Genomic DNA, 20553 nt, shown 5'->3' with positions numbered 1-20553 from the left:
TAATTGGCCCATTAATTTGCATTGAAGTACTTCGCTTCCGGATGATGAACGATGATTGCTGAAGTCGATTGTTCCGGGTGTAACTGGAACCCTTCGGAAAGTTCCACTCCGATTCGCTCAGGTTCGAGAAGAGCACATAACTGAACTTGTTGCTCTAGGTCGGGGCACGCTGGATAGCCGAAGGAATATCTCGAACCTCGATAACCTTGATCTAGAATTCCTTGGAGTTCAGAGGAATCCTGGTCCTTTACGTGCATCTCTTCTCGTACACGTGCATGCCAATGTTCGGCTAGTGCTTCGGTGAGTTGCACTGAAAGTCCGTGCAGTTCAAGATAATCGCGATAGGCATTAGCAGCGAAAAGTTTGCCAGTTGCCTCGCTGACGGCGCTTCCCATCGTGACAATCTGGAATGCAACGACGTCCGTTTTTCCAGAATCTTTTGCAGCGAAGAAATCGGCCAGACAGAGACGTCGATCCCTGCGCTGTCGTGGGAAGGTGAACCTCACTCGCTCTTGCCCTTTGAGAGCCCCTTCGTGGTGCAAAATGATGAGATCATTTCCTTCGCTAACACACGGAAAATATCCATAGACGACCGCGGCATTGAGCCAACCTTGCGACAATGCGTCATTAAGAAGTTTGCGAAGTTGTGGACGCCCCTCGGTCTCCGCCATCATTTCGTATTCTCCGCGGGCGCCTTTAAGCCCCCACTGCCCAACAAAAAGCGCGCGCTCATCCAGCATGCCCGAATATTCAGCTAACGGCACTCCTTTAATGATTCGACTCCCCCAAAAAGGAGGGTTTGGAATATCGACGTCTGTGGCAACGTCGCTCCGGCTTGTGTCAACAACCTGATCTTCTTCCACGGGTGAACTTGCGCGGACACGACGTTCACGCAATGGCGGCAATACGGCACCGGGCTCGCCACGTTTGATTGCCATGATGGTGTCCATAAGACGCAGACCTTCGAAAGCATCTCGTGCATATCGAACTTCCCCCGGGAATCTTCCGGCCAGATCTTGCTCAACATATGCTCGCGTGAGTGCCGCTCCCCCAAGAACGATGGGCCATTTCTGGTCCAAACCTCGGGATGTGATCTCTTCAAGATTTTCTTTCATGATCACTGTCGATTTAACTAAAAGACCGCTCATCCCGATGGCATCCGCATTTGATTCCGTCGCGGCGTCAATTATCTGGTTGATCGTCTGCTTAATACCGATGTTGACAGTGCGGTATCCATTATTGGAAAGAATGATGTCAACCAAATTCTTCCCAATATCGTGAACATCACCTCGTACCGTGGCAAGGACAATGACACCCCTGCCGTCCTCTCCGGTTTTCTCCATAAACGGTTCGAGGTAAGCCACCGCGGTCTTCATTACTTCGGCACTTTGCAGCACAAACGGAAGTTGCATCTCACCTCGTCCAAAGAGCTCGCCGACCTCCTTCATGCCTTCCAGGAGAAATGTATTAATGATTTCTAGCGGCACGATTCCTTGATCTAGGGCTTCTTGGAGGTCAGCTTCAAGACCGACTTTCTCTCCGTCGATGATTCGCCTGGTAAGACGCTCAGTGAGCGGTAGGGCAGCCAATTCCGCCGCCCTGGTGAGTTTCGAGGAAGCAACTTCAACGCCTTCGAAAAGATTGAGAAATTCAGTCAGCGGGTCATAGACGCATTGACTGTCTTCGTACCGTCGACGGTCGTAGATGAGATCAAGGGCGACCGCTTTCGCTCGCTCATCTATACGAGCCATTGGGGTGATTTTTGAAGGGTGGACAATCGCCGAGTCCAAACCTGCAAGCGCCGCCTCATGAAGAAATACGGAGTTAAGAACAATGCGTGCAGCCGGATTAAGTCCGAACGAAACGTTGCTAACACCCAACGTAGTTTGCACTTGCGGAAAATCAATCTTGATCTGTCGAATGGCGTTGATGGTCTCAATTCCGTCGCGGCGGGTTTCTTCCTGACCTGTGGCAATTGGAAAGGTGAGGCAGTCGATCAAAATATCGCCAGTGGCTAGACCCCATTTTCCAGTTAATTCCTCGATTAGTCTTTTCGCCACCCGCACTTTCCATTCGGCATCTCGTGCTTGTCCGGTTTCATCAATGGTGAGGGCAACTACGGCCGCTCCGTGCTCCTTAACCAGAGGCATAACCCGGGCGAAGCGGGAACTTGGGCCATCTCCGTCTTCAAAATTCACCGAGTTGATTACGCAACGTCCACCGAGTTGTTCTAGCCCAGCCTTAATCACAGGTGGCTCAGTGGAGTCGAGCATGATAGGAAGAGTCGATGATGTTGCAAATCGACTAGAGATTTCTTGCATGTCTTTTACTCCGTCGCGACCAACATAATCGACAGAAAGATCCAGCATGTGCGCGCCGTCGCGAATCTGATCACGTGCGATCTCGACGCAGGACTGCCAGTCCTCCGCCAGAAGAGCATCTCTAAATGCACGCGAACCATTCGAATTTGTTCGCTCTCCGATTGCCATGTAAGCGAGATCTTGCCTAAACGGTACGTACTGATAAAGCGAGGAAGCCCCCGGTTCAACGTGCGGCTCTCTTTTCGCCGGGATGCTCCCCTTGAGCGCGCTAACAACTTCCACTAAATGCGCCGGAGTTGTGCCGCAACATCCACCCACTAATGAAACGCCATACTCCTTTACGAAGACGCTAAGAGCCGCGGCCAATTCCTTGGGTGTCAGTGGATACGTTGCGCCATCTGGACCGAGAATGGGAAGCCCGGCATTTGGCATGACAGAAATTCCGACGTGCGCAGACTTGCTCAGATACCTCAAATGCTCGGACATTTCAGCGGGTCCAGTAGCGCAGTTAAGTCCAATGAGATCAATACCCAGGGGTTCGAGCGCATTCAACGCCGCTCCGATTTCGGAACCTAACAGCATTGTGCCAGTGGTCTCAACGGTTACTTGGGTAATTAAGATGACGTCGCGGCCACTTTCTTCCATCGCCACGCGCGCACCATTTATCGCTGCTTTGGCCTGTAACAAATCTTGGGCAGTTTCAATGAGAAGGCCATCTACACCTGCATCGACCAGCCCTTTAGACGCGAGGTAGTAGGCATCTTTTAATTTTTGATAGGTCGTATGTCCCAAGCTTGGCAATTTGGTTCCTGGACCGAGTGAGCCCAAGACATACCTCGGTTGGTCGGGTGTACTAAATTTATCTGCACTTTGTCGTGCTAGCACTCCCCCTGTAAATGCGAGTTCGTAGATACGATCCTCGATTCCATACTCGGCTAAATTCGCCCAGTTGGCACCGAAAGTGTTTGTCTCAATGGCATCCACACCAACGGATAAATACTCCTCATGAACGCTACGCACGATATCTGGCCGGCTAACGTTGAGGATCTCGTTGCAGCCCTCATGACCTTGGAAATCTTCCATAGTGGGGTTTGCGGCCTGGAGCATCGTTCCCATTGCGCCGTCAACAATAACCGTTCGCTCTGCGAGAGCTTGGCGCAAGGTCTGGATTGAGGTCGTCACTTGTCAAAGGTTACCGTAAGGTGGAGTTATGGAAATTCTCCACATCCCTGCGCTGAGATCGCCTGTCATGATCCTTGCATTTGGTGGTTGGAACGATGCTGGCGAGGCCGCAACCGGAGCAGCATCTCACTTATTGAACACGTGGACGGCATCCCTCATCGCACAGGTCGATCCGGAAGATTTCTACGATTTTCAAGTGAATCGTCCGATGGTTTCGGTGGACGATTCAAAATTTAGGACATTGACGTGGCCCACGACTGAAGTTTTTGGAATTGCAACACCTCAATACGACTTTGATCTTGTAGTAGTTAAGGGCATTGAGCCATCGATGAAATGGAAGACGTTCGCAGCGAATATCCTCGATTTGGCGGACGACTTGGATGTAACCATGATCCTGACTCTTGGCTCTTTGCTCGCAGATACACCTCACTCTCGACCTATATCAGTAAGCGGAAGCGGCACCCACCCTGACATTGCTGAGAGATTGGGTGTCGAAGTAAGTAGATACGAGGGCCCAACGGGCATTCTCGGCGTGATTCAAGAAGCTGCCCAGAGACGAGGGATAGATGCGGTTTCACTTTGGGCGGCTATACCCCATTACGCCGCGGCTCCCCCATCACCTAAAGCAACACTTGCATTAATAAATGCACTCGAGGATTTTCTCAACATATCCTTACCCCCTGGTGATCTTCCAGAGCAATCTCAAGCATGGGAGAAGAGCGTCGATGAGATGGCCGCAGAAGACAGCGAAATCTCTGAATATGTTCGTCAGTTGGAAACCGCGCGAGATGAATCAGAACTACCGGAAGCAACTGGAGATTCTATTGCTCGCGAATTCGAGCGATATTTAAGGCGTCGAAACAACGAATAGTTAGATCGCAATTCCAAGCAGTAAGTCGATAGCGCGTGACAACTCGCCAGCAGATCCACCTACGGCCCCTGATTCGGTCTCATCGCACCATTTTTCAATCGCATTGAGGGCAGCCTGCGTATCGAGATTGTTGGATAAGGCTGCAATGATCGATTCAATTGTGGGATCTGTTGGAGCGACTTCAGGTCGCGATAAGAGCAAACGTAATCGAGTCAAAAAGGCGGTCGCTGATATCAATTTTTCGTCACTCCACATTCGATCCGCAGCGTAGGGCGCCCTGATGAGAGCCAGTCGAATTGCCATGGGATCTTCACCGGCATTCACCAGTTCGGAGAGGAAGACAAGATTGCCAAGGCTCTTGCTCATTTTCTCTCCATCAAGGCCGATCATCCCGGTGTGAACATAAAACCGGGCAAATTCCCTGCCTTGAACGACTGCCGCCTGAGATGCTCCCATTTCGTGATGAGGGAAGAGAAGGTCCGAACCGCCTCCTTGAATATCGATAAGAAATTTATCGTCCGAATTAATTGGCAAGTAGTTCAGAGCAATGGCGCAACATTCAACGTGCCATCCAGGTCGGCCCTTTCCGAAGGAAGAAGCCCAACCAGGTTCGTTCGGTCGCTGACGCATCCATAAAAGCGCATCGAGTTTGTCATGTTTGCCGACGCGGTCTGGGTCTCCCCCGCGCTGACCAAAAAGCTCCAACATACTTTCTTGTGACAAATTCGAGCGAGTGCCAAAATCTTTATCCATGTGGACTGAGAAGTAGAGATCGTCATCCACCAAGTACACGGCACCCTTGGATTTCAGCGCCTCAATCATTTTTACGATCAGTGGAATAGCTTCAACTGCACCGATGTAATGCTCTGGCGGAAGAATATGGAGATCGCTCATGTCTCCACGGAAGAGTTCAATCTGAGAGTGTGCCAGCACCGACCAATCAACGTTGTCGCGAGTCGCTCTTTCTAGCAACGGATCATCGACATCGGTGATGTTTTCTACGAAGTGGACGTTCTTGCCCATTGCTCTGAGGTAGCGGTTAATCAGATCAAAAGTGATGTAGGTGGCTGCATGTCCTAGGTGGGTGGCGTCGTATGGGGTGATGCCGCAGACGTACATGCTGTACTCAGATTTAACGGGCAAACTTTCTAACGTTCCCGTAACTGAATTGTGAAGCCGCAATGGAGGGAAATTGAACCTTTTGGCTATCGGAGGTAGATAGAGACTTGCCCAAGATTTCACGGACTCATCCTAAGGGAGTTTAGAACGGAGGCCATGGCACCGCCGGCCATTCATCAGAGGGGACTGGAAATGTCTGTGACGACAGGAGTCTCCCTAGTCTCGCGTCCAAGGCGGCCAATTCTGCCGTTGATAAGAGCGGAAGGAGCAATTCCCCCAACGAAAGCGTAAGCGAGTTCCGCAACTCTTGGATTTGCAAGAGTTCGGACTCTGAGAGCGGGTGACCCGCCCACTGCCAGAGGACAGTTCGAAGTTTGTTCTGCGTATGGAAAGTTACCCCGTGGTCGCATCCATAGACTTTGCCATGTAGATCAGGAAGAAGATGTCCGATCTTCCTATCAGTATTGTTGATGACTGCGTCGAAAAGAGCGATATTACGTAAAGCCGGGTCATCCTTTCGAAAGAATTCCCACATATCCAAGTTTTTATCAATGTTGATCCATTGTTGGACCATTCCTTCTCCATACGGACCGTCCCGCAGTATTGTCAACGGAACCACATCAAAGTTGCCTAGAGAACTTACGAGATAGGCAGCATATTCCCGGTGAGCCAAGGTGCCCGTTGCAAAATCCCAAAGCGGCCTTTCTCCGGAAATAGGTTTGTAAATACATACGATTTCATTCTCATCTGCATAAACGCTCGCTTGCAAAGTTGCATTAGTAGCATCGACCAATCGCCCCGTGATCCTCATCTCGCCCCGGGAGAGGGCGATCTCAGTTGGAGTGAGTTCGGGTTTAGCGACGATAGCCATTTGCCCTGGGGCATACATGACCGCGCAGGTCTAGCGGCAATCCACAGAACGGACAAGGCGGTCGTCCCGCGTTGACCACACTCGTGGCTCGTTTTATAAATGCCTCTGTTTGAGCCGACGTGAGAATTACCTGCAACACGTCAGGTGCATCCACGGGACTTTCGATAAAGAGATCTTCTTCGTTTGCGTCTTGATCAGAAGTTGCCTGTAATTCGATGGAGACTAGTTCGCGATCACTTAGCCAAGATAGAGAAATTAGACCCACCCGAAACTCTTCAATTATCGGTTGTTCAAGGGGTTCATCGTCACGTGGAAGCGAGGTGATAGTGAATTTGGGATCAAGGCGTCTTAGTTCGCGTAGTAGAAGATCTAAACGCTCCACGATCGCAGCCACTTGTGCCTTCTCGAGCAGTACGGAGGTGAGGCGACTCCCATGTCGCGCTTGCAAAAAGAAGGTCCTCTCCCCTGGTTCTCCAACAGTCCCCACTACGAATCTTTCGACGGGGTCGTAGGTGATTACTAACCCTGCCATTTAGGAGACCCCTCTCTTCCGCGCTACCCCAGGACCTCCGCCGAGAAGAGTCTTCTTCCCTCGTTGCGCGAAAATATCTGAATCAAGTTTAGATCGTGAATCATTGAGCAAGAGGACTCTGGGTTTGCTTCCCGAATAATCCAGGATTGAAACTGACGCCGGGTCAATAACGATGCGCTGAAACTCATCCAGGTGCATCCCCAATGCAGAAGCAATGATTGATTTCACTATATCTCCGTGGGAGATAAGCAGAACATGACCCTTGCCGCGCTGGGATAGTCCTGCAATGACCGACCTCATTGCACGTCTTTGCATGCCTAGCAAACTCTCGCCTTGCGGGAAGATGACTTTGGAAGGACGCTCTTGCACGGTTTTCCAGAGCGGATCACGCGAAAGTGTTCGAAGCTTCCTGCCGCTCCATGATCCGTAATCGACTTCTGCTAAATCGTGATCAATCGTGAGTTCTGGCATCAAAGGAGAATCTGACAACTCACGCCGGTTCAACCATGGACCAATCGTCTCGGCGCACCGCTCTAGTGGGCTCGAGCGGAGGGATTTTAAAGGTATCTCTCCCAGTCGGGATGAAAGTTTCCGCGCTTGCACTTTGCCAAGGGGTGAAAGGTGGACGCCTTCGATTCTACCCGCCAATATTCCAGAGCCATTGGCAGTGGAGTGAGCATGGCGAACAAGTATGACAAGTGTCATGTCTCCCCCTTTGCTGCAAAATTTCTAAACTCAGCACTAGGTTATCGGGGATTTCCGCTCTTCGCCTTGCTAGGGTCGCGTCATGGAAATGCGCAGAGCGGGAAGGAGTGGATTGCTTCTTTCTCGTCTGGGTCTGGGCACGATGACTTGGGGCCGGGATACCGACGAGCACGAAGCCGCCGACCAATGCCGCGCTTATCTTGATGCGGGTGGTAATTTTCTTGATACCGCGGCGCTATATGGGGATGGCGATAGCGAAAGACTTATCGGCGGCTTCATCGGAACACTTTTTAAGCGAGATGAAGTCCATATTGGAACGAAGGCAGGAATTTCCTTTGAATCTGGAGAAAGAGTCGTTAACGCCTCACGGCACTCACTCATTGCAGAGTTAGATCGTTCTCTCAGCCGTCTCAATACGGATTTTGTAGATCTTTGGCAGGTACATGTATGGGATCCGATGACCCCGCTAGAAGACACGCTCTCCGCATTGGACTACGCATACTCCAGTGGACGTGCGCGTTATGTTGGTCTTTCGAATTACTCTGGATGGCAAAGTGCGCGCGCTATTTCTCTTCAAGAAGCTTCTCCGACGAAGGCACCTATTGCATCTCTTCAGAACGAATACTCCTTGCTCAACCGGGGAATTGAAAAGGAAGTCCTCCCCTGCGCACTCGATCTGGATGTCGGTATTTTGGCGTGGTCTCCCCTGGGTCGAGGAGTATTGACGGGAAAATACCGATTAGGCACCCCAAGTGACTCACGTGGGGCTAGTCCACATTTCGCGGGTTTTGTGGAGCCATATCTTGACGAGCGAGGAATTCGAATTGTCGAAGCAGTGAATGTCGCCGCTGACGGTTTAGGTTACTCACCTTTGGAAGTGGCACTTGCATGGGTGCGAGATCGTCCGGGTGTGACCAGCGCAATTGTTGGCGCCCGTACTGGCGCGCAACTGCGCGGAATCCTTACTTCAGAAGAAATTTTCCTACCGCATATAGTTCGAAGCGCGTTAGATGACGCTTCGGACGTTTAACAGTTTTCCAGGAAGTTCTCCAAGACTCTTACCCCAAAGATAATTCCATCGAGCGGAACTCGCTCATCCACTCCATGGAAGAGCGACATAAAGTCGAGATCGGCTGGAAGTTTCAATGGAGAAAATCCGTAACCAATAATTCCAATCTCTGAGAGTGCTTTATTGTCGGTTCCTCCGCTCATCGTGTACGGAACTGGGATGCCAGCAGGATCTTGCGACAGAATTGCATTTCGCATTGCCTCCACGAGGTCGCCTTCAAAATCTACTTCTAGAGCGATGTCACGAGTGATCGTCTCGACTTTGATATCAGGTCCGACAAGTTCTCTAATGGTGGCTTTCAACTCTTCTTCGTAGCCAGGAAGGAAGCGCCCGTCTATAACGGCCGAAGCACTCTGTGGGATGACATTTGCTTTGTATCCCGCATCAAGCATCGTCGGGTTCGCGGTATTTTGAAGTGTTGCTCCAATCATTCGAGCAGTTGACCCAAGTTCTTTGAGAAGTGGGCGAAGATCTGTCTCGTCGTAAGGCTGGTTTGTAGCCTTTGCCAATTGCGCAAAGAAGACCTTCACCGTCTTGGTATATCGCTGTGGCCAGGCGTGATTGCCAATCTTCTCGACGGCTTGCGCAAGAATGGTGATTGCATTCTCGTCATTCATCATTGAACCGTGTCCCGCACGACCTTCGGCAGTGACCTTCATCCAGTAAATTCCCTTTTGTGCCGCCTCAACCAGGTAGAGCCTCTTCCCATCTCCGACAGTGACGGAGAAACCACCTACCTCTGAAATCGCCTCGCTGTACCCCTTAAAGAGTTCAGGATGTTCTTTTACCATCCATCGCGAACCGTAAATGCTTCCCGCCTCTTCATCTGCAAAGAAGACAAGAAGAATATTTCTCGGGGGCTTAAATCCAGAACGTGCCCACTTGCGAACAATCGCCAGCATCATCGCATCCATATTTTTCATATCCAGAGCGCCACGACCCCAGATCATTCCGTCCCGAATTTCTCCGGCGAACGGATCGACGGACCAATCCTCTGCATTGGCGGGAACAACATCCAGGTGTCCATGTACAACTAAACCCGGACGATGTGTATTCACGCCAGGAATGGTTGCAACCACATTGCAACGCCCCGGTGCGGATTCGTAAACCTTGGACTGGATTCCTACTTCAAGTAATTTAGCGACAACGTAATCAGCCATCGCTCTCTCGTCACCTTTCCCGTCGCCGTAATTGACGCTAGGAATTCGGATCATTTCTTGGCATAAAGTGATTGCATCCTCTTCCAGCTCTGAACTCTGGGAATTCGATGAATCTTGGCTACTCTGAGATGTCATGGCGCCATTCTCCCCTAAACCCGGGGTTATTTTGTGTCCTGTCGCCCACATTGATATCGTTGCGTCTCACTCGTCCGGGTGGCGGAATTGGCAGACGCGCTAGCTTGAGGTGCTAGTGCCCGAAAGGGCTTCGGGGTTCAACTCCCCGTTCGGACACTCATACGTGGGCAGATACCCACGAGTCGCGGAGAACCAAACGTCGTACAAAATATGGCAAGTTAGAGACTAGGAGATGTAGCCCCACTTCTTCCCGATTTGTACTGCGGCCAACCCATTGACGAAATTACGCGCGTTATCGAATCGAGGGGTGATGACGTACTTCCCAGTCTTATCGATGTAGCCGACTTTTTTCCCGATTTGTACTGTGGCCAACCCATTGACGAAATCACCCACTCCGTCGAATTGAGGACTGATGACGTACTTCCCAGTCTTATCGATGTAGCCGTATTTATTTTCAACTCCTACAACGGCCAACCCATTGACGAAATTAACCGCTACGTCGAATTGAGGACTGATGACGTACTTCCCAGTCTTATCGATATAGCCCCACTTCTTCCCGATTTGTACTGCGGCTAACCCATCGACGAAACCGCGGGCGTAATCGAATTGAAGTGGGACAACATCCTTCCCGGTCTTGTCGATGTAGCCGTATCTATTTCCAACTCCTACAACGGCCATTCCATTCTGGAAATCGTAGGCGTCATCGAATAGTGCGGTACTGACGTACTTCCCAGTCTTATCGATATAGCCCCACTTCTTCCCGATTTGTACGAGAGCCAACCCATCGACGAAACCGGATGTTAAGTCAAACTGAGGCTTGATCACAAACATTCCGGTCTTGTCGATGTAGCCCCACTCCTCCCCAATTCGTACCGGTGCCAACCCATCGACGAAACCGTAGGCGGCATCGAATTGAAGTGGGATAACATCCTTCCCTGTCTTGTCGATGTAGCCGTATTTATTTCCAACTCCTACAACGGCCAACCCATTGACGAAATCGAAGGCGACATCGAATTGAGGCGTGATGACGATCTTCCCGGTTTTATCGATATAGCTCCAGCCGTTCTTTGTTCCACTATGTACGAGAGCGAGCCCATCGACGAAACTGGAGACGACATCGAATTGAGGGGTGATGGCGAACTTCCCGGTCTTATCGATGTAGCCATACTTTTTTCCGATTTGTGCCGCGGCCAACCCATCGACGAAGTCGTTCGCTTGGTCAAATTGAGGGGTGATGGCGAACTTTCCAGTGGGATGAAAAGGTTTCTGACTTGTTGAGAGAGACGAACCACACGAAGTAATTACAACTGCAATAAGCGGAAAAAACAGAAGAGACCTGTATCGCATTCGCATTTGCCAACCTTACTGATCGATGTGCATTTCTCGGACGATGTGGTCTGAAAACTTATGTCCTGCCAACATGGAAAATCGCGACTGCCTCGAACTAAAGCGAGCTATATGGGATCGGTTCGTCCGAAGGACGGCGCGGATCATGTCCGGCAGGGACATCGAGCGGCCTTGCCAAGCGACCAACGGGCGGTAGAGTCGAGTTTATGGAAGCCCACGACATAAGCGGGTATCTACCCACGGATGGGTGTGCGACTCCCCGTTCGGACACGACTGGGTAGTTGGTCCGTCACGCTCTCTACGATTTCATACTGGCAATGATGTTCTCCGGTGTGAGAGGCATATTGCGAACTCGTACACCAATGGCACTTGCCAGTGCGTTGGCAATGGCAGCACCTGTGGGCCCAATTGATGCTTCACCTGCGCCAAGACTGGGCAGAGTTGGTCGAGAAATGATCTCGGTTTGGATTAACGGCACATCCGAAAATTTCAGAATTGAGTAGTCCTCCCAATTATTGGAAATCACTCTCCCTTTGGAAATACGTACCTGTTCTTTCGTTGTCCAACTCGTGGATTGGAGCGCTCCGCCTTCAATTTGATTAATTACGCCGTCAGGGTTAATCACCAGACCAACATCAACTGCAATTCAAAGATTCGTCACCTTCACATGAGTCTCGGCTTCTACTTGAGCAACCACCGCGCACCACGCTCCCTTGTTCTTGTAGCGTGCAAAACCAATCCCCTTCCCACACCCATCAGGAAGTTCTTGGCCCCATCCAGAGATCTCGGCAACTTTGGTGATGACATCTCGACCTCGCGGGTCTGACAAGTGACGCCACCTCATTGCTGGCCCAAAAGGCGCCCAACTTAATTCATCTTCACGAGACCATGAGAGCAAGATGGGTTTACCTGAAACATGTCTTGCTACCAGTGCTGCATCGAAAGCGACATCGTCTGCTCCGTTGTGTCCATAACACCCAGCACCTTCCATATGTGTAACGGTGATGTGATCGATATCGAGGCCAAAAGCCCGTGCTATATCAGCGCGAAGTGGATAAACACCTTGGGTTTGTGACCAGACGTGAAGGAAGTCATCAACCCATTGAGCAACTGCAGTTACTGTTCCAATAGACCCATGAGACAAGTACGGCCTGGAGTATGAAGCCTTAGAAGAAAGATCGCCAGGACCAACCACCCCGCGCTCGTGCACAACTTGAGAGTCTGCAGGTGGGCGCAAGACCCTGGCAAATAACAGGTTTTCAAATCGCAGATCGTGGATATAGGACGGTTTACCCTGCACCTTGCTATCTAAATCAATGCGTTGGGTGCTGCGTCCAACTAAGGAATATTCTTCCGGTCTCTTCACGATTACATTGACATCAATAGGAATATCCCATCCCAATGTTGCGGCGATAACCCAGTAACTTTCTGAACCAGCGCGTACGCGAGCAATCGCACTTGCTAATCGAAGCGCGGATCCAGAATCTTGAACCGACAGACTCCCCGCGGTGAAACCCTCATTGGGACTTAGGGCTGTTGAAGCGGCTACAGGATAACATTTTTCAAGAGGGACATTAAGCTCTTCGGCAACAATTTGTAGCAGCGCCGTCAGAATGCCTTGGCCGAATTCTACTTTCCCCGTCTTAATTGCAACGTATCCGTCGCGCGTGAAATCTAACCAGTCAGAAACTTTGGGTGAGTTGGTAAGGGAAGCAGGTGTTGGCATAACTACGATCCTGCTTGCAGGACAGCATCAATAATTCGATTATGGGCACCACATCGACACAGGTGTCCATCCAGGTTTTCAGAGACTGAGTCCCGAGTCAATTCAACTCCTGAATCGATCAACGCGCTGGCGCGCATCATTATTCCGGATAAGCAAAAACCGCATTGACCCGCTTGGGCAGAGGAAATACCAGCTTTTACCCTAGTTAGCGTTGGGTTCACTTCATTTTCAATTGTTTGAATTAACTTGGCACCCACTGACCATATTGGTGTATCGCATGAATGCACGGGCGTTCCATTAATCAGTACAGTGCAAGCGCCACATAATCCGCTGCCACAGCCAAACCGTGTTCCAGTTAGTTGCAGGTGATTGCGTAGGACCCATAACAGCGGACCGTCCTCTGAGTATTATCGAAATTGGTGACAAACCTTAAAAGGAGAACCTCGGGCCCACGTGGGCCCGAGGTTCTCCTTTTAAATATTTACGGAATTAGTCCTTATTTGATTTGTTTGATTTTTCTGACTTATTTGATTTTTCTGACTTATTTGATTTGTGTGACTTTTCTGATTTAGCTGGTTTTACAGGCTTGGCTGGACGATCAGATTTGTACATGTCTTGGTGACCATCTAGCTTCATTCGCATGGTAGGTCTAATCGGCCTATCACCCACTGCATCTAGGGCAGCTTTACGGACAGCAACCGCTGTGACTTTAGCAGTTTGAAGTGCCGTGGTAGCGGCAAGTTTCTGCTCGGCAGTTGTTGCAACTGCAATCGCAGTTGCGAAGGTTGCGTTAGCAGTGTGAATTGCATTCTCAAAAGCTACCTGAATCGCCTTACGCAAGTCTTCACGCATGGCCGAAGTTGTCTTGTAACTTTGAAAAGCAGTTTCATACGCCAGTTTGTAATTTTGCGCTGCAGTCATATAGATGCTCAGTTGAGCCTTAAAGGTAACTGTGGCAACGTTATAGGCAGCGTTGGCCGTGTTGTAGGCAGCCAATAAAATTGCGTACTCTGCAGGAGTGGTAGCTGGCGAATGCGCGCTGACAACTGCCTGATAAGTCTGACGAGCGTTGTCATAGGCATTTTTGTAGGCCACTTGAGCACTCTGAAATGCAATTACCTGAGTTCTAAAAGTGACCGTGGCAGTATCATAAGCAACTAGTGCCGTTTTATAGGCGACTAGCTGAGCACTGTATGTGGCTGAGGTGACCACAGTTACAGAAGTAGGTGTTGGGTCAGTCGCGAATGCTGCGCTCGTGGACCCCAGGATCAGGCCAGCACTTAACAGTGTGGCTGTAATGAGCTTCTTCGTTGTCATTTCAATCTCCTTGCATATGCAAAGCCGATTTGCTCTACATTGCAAGACTGGACGGTCTCTCTGTGGAATCTCTGCGTAAATCGACCCGAAATCATGCGGATATGGGAGATTTATGCTCCTCGTTGCGTCTTTCCAGTATTTCTGCGCTAATTCTCTATAATGAAAAAGTGAAAGGGTCCTTGGAAGAAGCGCGTTCCCTCATTCGTGAAATTCCCGACTTTCCACTCCCCGGAATTCTCTTTCAAGATCTCACTCCCCTTTTGGGGCATGGCCCCTCCTTCCACGCGATAGTTTCGGAATTTGCTCCGCTGGCAAGTCAGTCAGATGCGATTGCGGGTCTGGAGGCTCGGGGTTTCATTTTTGCAGGTGCACTGGCTCATTCGCTCGCTCTTGGTTTTATCCCAATTCGAAAGAAAGGGAAATTGCCATCCCTTACGCATGAGGAGAGTTACGGACTTGAGTATGGCAACGCCATTGTGGAAATTCACCAAGATGCGATAGCGCCTGGGACGAAAGTTTTGATCATCGACGACGTTCTAGCCACGGGCGGTACAGTTCTCGCGGGAATTCGGCTGGTGGAAAGGGTGGGCGGAATTGTGACCGGCGTTGGCACGGTATTGGAGATTGATTCACTTGGCGGACGCGCCCGAATCCACGAAATCTATCCAACCATTCCAGTCCATTCAATTTTTTCCATTTAATGCGAAAAGCGTGTCGCTCGACTCTGTGGCAGGATGGTCAATGTGGCTGAGTTGATTTACTACTGCGGAACGATGGACAGCGGTAAGTCGACCCTGGCGCTCCAAACTGCGCACAATCATCAAAGCCGTGGTCGCACTGGTGTGATCTTCACAAGTAAAGATCGTGCAGGAGCGGGATTGATTTCTTCAAGGCTCGGACTTCAACGCCAAGCAATTGAGGTAGATCCAGAGATTGATTTGCATAGATTTGTAGTCGAACAACTTTCCATGGGCGTTCGGATTGATTTCGTCATCTGCGATGAAGCTCAGTTTTACCAACGTGAGCAAATTGAACAATTAGCCAAGATAGTTGATGGCCTCGGGATCGACGTCTACGCCTTTGGGATCCTGACGGATTTCCGCACCTCACTTTTCCCCGGTTCTGCCAGACTGGTTGAATTGGCTGATCGGGTCAACACCCTGCAAGTCGAAGCACTCTGTTGGTGTGGCGCGCGGGCAACTCACAATGCCCGCACCCAAGGCGGTGTCATGATCACAGAAGGCGAGCAGGTTGTCATCGGTGATGTAAACCCAGGCGAAGAAGTAAGTTATGAAGTCCTCTGCAGGCGACATCACATGCGCCAAGTCACCGCCCGTGCCTCTGGGGCGGGTCACACATCAACCGAGACACTCCCCTTCAAAATTTGATCTACCAATTCCATCCAAAGAGAGGCAATAATGAAATCACGTGGCATGGCGGCTCTGAATAGCAAGACCCCACTGGCACCATTTATTTTTGAAAGACGCGCTTTGCGCGCCAATGATGTGGCTTTTGACATTTCTTTTGCCGGCATCTGCCATTCTGATATCCACCAAGCGAGGGAAGAGTGGGGTCCATCTCTCTACCCAATGGTTCCGGGCCATGAAATCGTAGGAATCGTTCGGGAAGTTGGATCTAGTGTTTCAAAATTCACGATTGGGCAGAGAATTGGCGTAGGAGTTTTTGTGGATTCCTGTCGTACTTGTAATAACTGCCTTCGTGGTCTCGAGCAATATTGCGAGAATGATATGACGGCCACTTACAATTCGTACGAGCGCGATGGTGTCACTTTAACCATGGGGGGGTACTCGAATAACTTTGTGGTCGATGCCGACTACGCGGTGCATGTCCCCGAGAATCTAGATCTAGCGGGAGTTGCCCCTTTGCTCTGTGCCGGAATTACCCTCTACTCTCCCCTCAAGCATTGGGGCGCTCAAGCCGGCACGCGAGTGGGTGTGATTGGCTTGGGCGGTCTTGGACATATGGGCCTCAAACTCGCCAAAGCTTTAGGTGCCCATGTTACGGTTTTTTCACACTCGCCAGGTAAAGAGGATGATGCTTTAGGTATGGGGGCAGATCGCTTTGTCCTCACCAAAGATATATCAAATCTCAAACAGTATTCGAAGCAGTTTGACCTCATTCTCAATACCGTCTCGGCGGAATTGGATATCAATGCCTATCTCAATTTACTTACTGTCGATGGCACACTGGTTGCGATCGGACTGCCTGGGAAACCGTATTCGGTTCATGCCGGCGTTTTGATAGGAGCTAGGCGCTCTTTGGGTGGTTCTCAAATCGGTGGCATTGCGGAGACTCAAGAAATGCTTAATTTCTGTGGAGAGCACAACATCGTCAGTGATGTCGAAGTCATTGCGGCTGACTACGTAAACACTGCTTACGAGCGAACTATTGCCAGCGATGTTAAATACAGATTCGTCATTGACGCGAAAACCTTTTAATTTCCTTGGGGCAGGGAAACCACTCTAGGAGATCAGCAGATGTAGAGCGCCGGCCATCAACGGTGCGATGGCGAGAGCGGGCAAAAGATTTCCCACTGCTACGTCCCTGATTTTGAGCAATTTCAGTCCGATAGAGAGAAGCAAGACTCCACCGACTGCCGTCATTGCATCTACCTGATAACCGGAAAGCACGCTACCGAGTACAACTCCGACGACGGTCCACACCCCTTGATAGATACCTACCGGTATGGCCGAGAAAGCGACTCCCCACCCCAAGGTTGCGGCGAAAGCCATAGCGGCAAAAAAATCGAGAGAACTCTTTAACATAAGTTGATCGATGCCGGTCGACATGCCATCACTGACACTTCCCAGGATCGACAAAGGTCCAATAACAAAGAGCAGAGAGGCCGAAACAAAGCCTTCCACAAAAGTGCTCTCGCCCTTTCCACTGAACCTTCTTCTTAGTTTCTCTCCCAGACCATCCAACCTATCTTCCAATCGCCACCATGATCCTAAGAGCCCACCCAGAAGAAGTGATCCAAGAATTGTTAATAGAGTCCAGCCAGTTGGGACTGAGGATATAAAACGATGGGACCACAGATTTACGAGAGCGCTGGCGGCCGCAAGAAGGACCGTAAGTCCAAGCACATCGGTAATGAGTGTTCGTGTTCTCTCCGGGATCTTTGAGCCAAAGAGGACTCCCAAAGACGCGCCAATAATGATGGCAGCGACATTTATTACGGTACCTACGCCCGGAAACATCTATATTCGATCCATGGTGGTGAGAATGCTATCTGAGGCAATCGAGTCTCATGAACAGAAGTGGATGGGATAGCCTGCGCGCATGTCTTATGAGGGTGGATCTTCAGAGTCGAGGAATTTCAGGCAACGAATTGTCGAATGGTTTCGTCCGCACCGCACCATTCCGATTACCCCATGGAGAGCCAAAACTCGTTGGACTCTCTCCCCCGCGAGTTTGACGACACTCCTATCTGCCCTTTTTCTTTTCGGAATAGGCGAGTCGCTGCTTGTGCAGTCCAACTTGGGAAACTCTCCTTGGGTAGTCCTCTCGCAAGGTGTTTCCAATCGAACTGGAATTAATCTTGGTTGGGCTACCTTCGGAATTAGCTGCATCGTCCTTCTTCTCTGGATCCCGCTAAATGAAAAACTCGGAATCGGCACCTTGCTCAATATCATCGTCATTGCCTGGGCACTCCAAGTTGGAGTCGACATCATCCCGGCGCAACACGAGTTTGCTTCTGGTCTGATTTTTTCAATCCTGGGGATACTCCTGGTGGGAATTGCCTCGGCCTTCTATATCTCCTGCGGGTTGGGACCCGGTCCGCGAGATGGCTGGATGACCGGAATTCATCATAAGACCGGAATTCGCGTGGGTCGGGTGCGACTCGGAATTGAGTCTGTCGTACTGTTGAGTGGCTACCTGTTGGGTGGACGGGTTGGCATAGGAACCGCCCTTTTCGCTTTTTTCATCGGCCAATCAATCGCCATCTCCTTCGGTATTTTGGCGCGTGTTACTCACCGAAAACAACCGTGAGGTACTAGCGTTCGTTTATCTTCCTTCGGCTTGTGGGTCGTGAAACCACACGGGGTCGCAAACACCCCCGATACCAAAACAGTAAGGAGTGGGTCGTGCTTGATAGTTACTTCAAAATATCCCAACGTGGCTCGACGCTAGGTCGCGAAGTTCGTGGCGGCATCGTCACATTCTTCACAATGGCCTATATAGTCGCGCTCAATCCACTGATCATTGGTCTTACCAAAGATGGTGATGGAAAATATCTCGGCGGCGGTGATGCACCAAACTTGGCGTTAATTGCGGCGGCAACTGCGTTAGTTGCAGGGATTCTCACAATATTGATGGGTGTGGTAGCCAATTTTCCACTTGCACTAGCAACCGGTCTGGGTCTTAACACCTTCGTTGCCGTAGGCATTGCGTCGAAGATGACCTGGGCCGATGCGATGGGTCTAGTTGTCCTGGAAGGCCTTATTATCACTGCCCTGGTTCTTACTGGCTTCCGTACAGCGGTTTTCCATGCGGTTCCTACTCAACTTAAGATCGCGATCTCAGTGGGTATTGGCCTCTTTATCGCTCTGATCGGTCTAGTAGATGCGGGATTCGTGCGTCGCACAAGCAGCGGACCGGTTCCAGTGATTTTAGGTGATAACGGAACTCTGGTTGGCTGGCCCGTTCTTATCTTCGTTTTCGGTCTTTTTCTGATGATCGCGTTGATGGTTAAAAAAATCAAGGGCGCGCTCCTCATTGGAATCGGTCTTGCCACGGTTGCCGCCATTCTGGTTGAGTCCGCATTTAAAATCGGGCCATCATTCATCTCGCCCACCGAAATCAATCCAAAGGGCTGGGGACTCAATGTTCCTGCAATCCCCTCCAAGATTGTAGATACACCTGATTTCGGGCTTCTCGGTCACTTCAGTCTCTTTGGTTCATTCGGCCGCATCACGGCCATCTCGGCCATCTTGCTGGTGTTCACGCTTCTTTTGGCTGATTTTTTTGACACCATGGGCACCATGACCGCGATTGGACACGAAGCAGGGCTGGTGGATCGCGATGGAACGGTTGTAAATGCCAACCGTATTCTCGTAGTTGACTCCATAGCCGCAGCCGCTGGTGGCGCTGCCGGAATTTCTTCCAATACTTCCTACATCGAATCCGCAGCAGGGGTGGGCGAAGGAGCGCGTACTGGCCTGGCTTCAGTTGTTACTGGTATCTGCTTTCTACTCACAACGTTCCTTGCACCGCTGGTTGCGGTAATTCCTTACGAAGCCGCGACGCCAGCGTTAGTGATTGTTGGGTTCCTGATGATGACGCAGATCAAGCACGTTGACTGGGAAGATCTTGGCATCGCGATCCCTGCATTCCTTACGATCATCTTGATGCCCTTTACCTACAGCATCACGGTAGGTATCGGAGCTGGTTTCGTATCTCACGTCGCCATCCGGTTAATCCAAGGACGCAGAAAAGAACTACACCCACTGCTATTGGTGGTTTCGGCTCTCTTCATCGTCTACTTCTTAACTTCACCAATTAACACTTGGATTGGCTAGGCTAGATAAGAACCTAAGTTAAAGACCAATCAATTACTTGCTGGGACTGCTCGGCAAGTAATTGATTGGTCTTACTAAAAGGTTTCGAACCAAAAAATCCACGGCTTGCAGATAACGGGCTCGGGTGCACGGATTGAATTGAAAGTCGAGGCGAAAAATAGCCTTGCAGTTGCTTCGCATAATTACCCCAAAAAATGGCAACTACCTTGCGTTCTCCAAGCACTCGAGCAATTTCATTGGTCACACGCTCCCACCCTAGATTTGCGTGACCTGCACTCCTACCCTGTGGGGCGGTGAGAATTCGATTCAGTAGAAGTACGCCCCGCGAACTCCACGCTGAGAGATCTCCGCTTGGTGGAATCTCTACACCGACATCTTCGTGCAATTCTCGGAAGATATTGGCAAGGGTCCTTGGAATAGGGCTGATGGATCCAGGAACTGAAAATGCCAATCCCATTGCATGCTCGCGATTTGGATAAGGATCCTGCCCAAATATCACGACGCGAGTTTGGTGCAGTGGATTTCGAAGTGCTCGAAAGACATTCTCGGGCGCCGGGTTGAAGGAAGTCCCTCTTAGCGAGTTCTCAATCTCTTCAATCTTCGGTACGACATCCTTGATGACCATGCGCCAATCAGGATGGATATCCTGCATGAA

At 50.5% G+C, this 20553-nt stretch carries 20 protein-coding genes and 1 tRNA gene; 8 read left to right on the top strand and 13 right to left on the bottom strand.

Annotated elements, in window-relative coordinates; translation table 11 throughout:
* Nucleotides 1-11: 11 nt before the first annotated feature.
* Nucleotides 12-3503: a methionine synthase gene (gene metH / locus VMW30_05475; GenBank protein ID HUW87809.1), complete on the bottom strand. Its 3492-nt coding sequence runs from the start codon at nt 3501-3503 to the stop codon at nt 12-14.
* A 28-nt stretch (nt 3504-3531) separates the two neighbouring features.
* Here metH and VMW30_05470 point away from each other — a divergent pair, with 28 nt between their 5' ends.
* Nucleotides 3532-4374, top strand: coding sequence for a PAC2 family protein (locus VMW30_05470; GenBank protein ID HUW87808.1), 843 nt, complete (start codon nt 3532-3534; stop codon nt 4372-4374).
* Here VMW30_05470 and mshC read toward each other — a convergent pair whose 3' ends face one another.
* The 4 genes from mshC to VMW30_05450 are packed head-to-tail and all read right to left on the bottom strand — an operon-like array spanning nt 4375 to nt 7601.
* Nucleotides 4375-5616: a cysteine--1-D-myo-inosityl 2-amino-2-deoxy-alpha-D-glucopyranoside ligase gene (gene mshC / locus VMW30_05465; GenBank protein HUW87807.1), complete on the bottom strand. Its 1242-nt coding sequence runs from the start codon at nt 5614-5616 to the stop codon at nt 4375-4377.
* Nucleotides 5617-5635: 19 nt separating this feature from the next.
* A complete protein-coding gene (locus VMW30_05460) occupies nt 5636-6364 on the bottom strand; it encodes an SCO1664 family protein (GenBank protein ID HUW87806.1) in 729 nt (242 codons plus the stop codon).
* Complete coding sequence (locus VMW30_05455; protein ID HUW87805.1) at nt 6348-6896, bottom strand: DUF3090 family protein; 549 nt, start codon at nt 6894-6896, stop codon at nt 6348-6350. Before VMW30_05455 ends, VMW30_05460 begins: the two co-directional genes overlap by 17 nt.
* A complete protein-coding gene (locus VMW30_05450; protein HUW87804.1) occupies nt 6897-7601 on the bottom strand; it encodes an MSMEG_4193 family putative phosphomutase in 705 nt (234 codons plus the stop codon).
* Nucleotides 7602-7683: 82 nt separating this feature from the next.
* Between VMW30_05450 and VMW30_05445 the strand changes: the two genes are divergently transcribed.
* Nucleotides 7684-8631 (top strand): aldo/keto reductase, encoded by a 948-nt coding sequence (locus VMW30_05445; GenBank protein HUW87803.1) that lies wholly within the window; start codon nt 7684-7686, stop codon nt 8629-8631.
* On the opposite strand, the gene VMW30_05440 is transcribed toward VMW30_05445, so the two are convergent.
* Nucleotides 8628-9965 (bottom strand): M20/M25/M40 family metallo-hydrolase, encoded by a 1338-nt coding sequence (locus VMW30_05440; protein HUW87802.1) that lies wholly within the window; start codon nt 9963-9965, stop codon nt 8628-8630. The two genes, VMW30_05445 and VMW30_05440, sit on opposite strands and share 4 nt — an antisense overlap.
* 72 nt (nt 9966-10037) lie before the next feature.
* On the opposite strand from VMW30_05440, the gene VMW30_05435 reads away from it, so the two are divergent.
* Nucleotides 10038-10121 (top strand) — tRNA-Leu (locus tag VMW30_05435).
* Nucleotides 10122-10190: 69 nt separating this feature from the next.
* On the opposite strand, the gene VMW30_05430 is transcribed toward VMW30_05435, so the two are convergent.
* From VMW30_05430 to VMW30_05410, 5 genes are all read right to left on the bottom strand, one after another.
* Complete coding sequence (locus VMW30_05430; protein ID HUW87801.1) at nt 10191-11312, bottom strand: WG repeat-containing protein; 1122 nt, start codon at nt 11310-11312, stop codon at nt 10191-10193.
* Nucleotides 11313-11610: 298 nt separating this feature from the next.
* Entirely contained in the window at nt 11611-11958 is a 348-nt protein-coding gene (locus VMW30_05425; GenBank protein HUW87800.1) for a molybdopterin cofactor-binding domain-containing protein, read from the bottom strand.
* Nucleotides 11959-13038 (bottom strand): molybdopterin cofactor-binding domain-containing protein, encoded by a 1080-nt coding sequence (locus VMW30_05420; GenBank protein HUW87799.1) that lies wholly within the window; start codon nt 13036-13038, stop codon nt 11959-11961.
* Nucleotides 13039-13040: 2 nt separating this feature from the next.
* Nucleotides 13041-13427 carry a 2Fe-2S iron-sulfur cluster-binding protein gene (locus tag VMW30_05415; GenBank protein ID HUW87798.1) on the bottom strand — a complete coding sequence of 129 codons (387 nt, stop codon included), beginning with the start codon at nt 13425-13427 and terminating at the stop codon, nt 13041-13043.
* 100 nt (nt 13428-13527) lie between these two features.
* Nucleotides 13528-14355 carry a hypothetical protein gene (locus VMW30_05410; protein ID HUW87797.1) on the bottom strand — a complete coding sequence of 276 codons (828 nt, stop codon included), beginning with the start codon at nt 14353-14355 and terminating at the stop codon, nt 13528-13530.
* Nucleotides 14356-14522: 167 nt separating this feature from the next.
* Here VMW30_05410 and VMW30_05405 point away from each other — a divergent pair, with 167 nt between their 5' ends.
* From VMW30_05405 to VMW30_05395, 3 genes are read left to right on the top strand one after another with little or no spacing between them, the layout of a single operon-like run.
* Entirely contained in the window at nt 14523-15056 is a 534-nt protein-coding gene (locus VMW30_05405) for an adenine phosphoribosyltransferase (GenBank protein HUW87796.1), read from the top strand.
* 42 nt (nt 15057-15098) lie between these two features.
* Nucleotides 15099-15743, top strand: a complete 645-nt coding sequence (locus VMW30_05400; GenBank protein HUW87795.1) for a thymidine kinase — start codon at nt 15099-15101, stop codon at nt 15741-15743.
* Between the two features lie 30 nt (nt 15744-15773).
* Nucleotides 15774-16814, top strand: coding sequence for an NAD(P)-dependent alcohol dehydrogenase (locus VMW30_05395; GenBank protein HUW87794.1), 1041 nt, complete (start codon nt 15774-15776; stop codon nt 16812-16814).
* A 24-nt stretch (nt 16815-16838) separates the two neighbouring features.
* Here VMW30_05395 and VMW30_05390 read toward each other — a convergent pair whose 3' ends face one another.
* Nucleotides 16839-17576: a DUF554 family protein gene (locus VMW30_05390; GenBank protein ID HUW87793.1), complete on the bottom strand. Its 738-nt coding sequence runs from the start codon at nt 17574-17576 to the stop codon at nt 16839-16841.
* Nucleotides 17577-17658: 82 nt separating this feature from the next.
* Between VMW30_05390 and VMW30_05385 the strand changes: the two genes are divergently transcribed.
* Both VMW30_05385 and VMW30_05380 read left to right on the top strand, forming a co-directional pair.
* Entirely contained in the window at nt 17659-18369 is a 711-nt protein-coding gene (locus tag VMW30_05385; GenBank protein ID HUW87792.1) for a hypothetical protein, read from the top strand.
* Between the two features lie 95 nt (nt 18370-18464).
* A complete protein-coding gene (locus tag VMW30_05380; protein HUW87791.1) occupies nt 18465-19898 on the top strand; it encodes an NCS2 family permease in 1434 nt (477 codons plus the stop codon).
* 13 nt (nt 19899-19911) lie between these two features.
* Here the strand turns inward: VMW30_05380 and VMW30_05375 are convergent, their stop codons facing one another.
* Nucleotides 19912-20550 (bottom strand): uracil-DNA glycosylase, encoded by a 639-nt coding sequence (locus VMW30_05375; GenBank protein HUW87790.1) that lies wholly within the window; start codon nt 20548-20550, stop codon nt 19912-19914.
* Between the last annotated feature and the right edge of the window lie 3 nt (nt 20551-20553).

This window comes from Candidatus Paceibacterota bacterium, from assembly GCA_035530615.1.
Classification (GTDB): domain Bacteria; phylum Actinomycetota; class Actinomycetes; order Nanopelagicales; family Nanopelagicaceae; genus QYPT01.
Note: the sequence above shows the minus strand (reverse complement) of the source record. Positions and strands in the feature narration are given on the sequence as shown.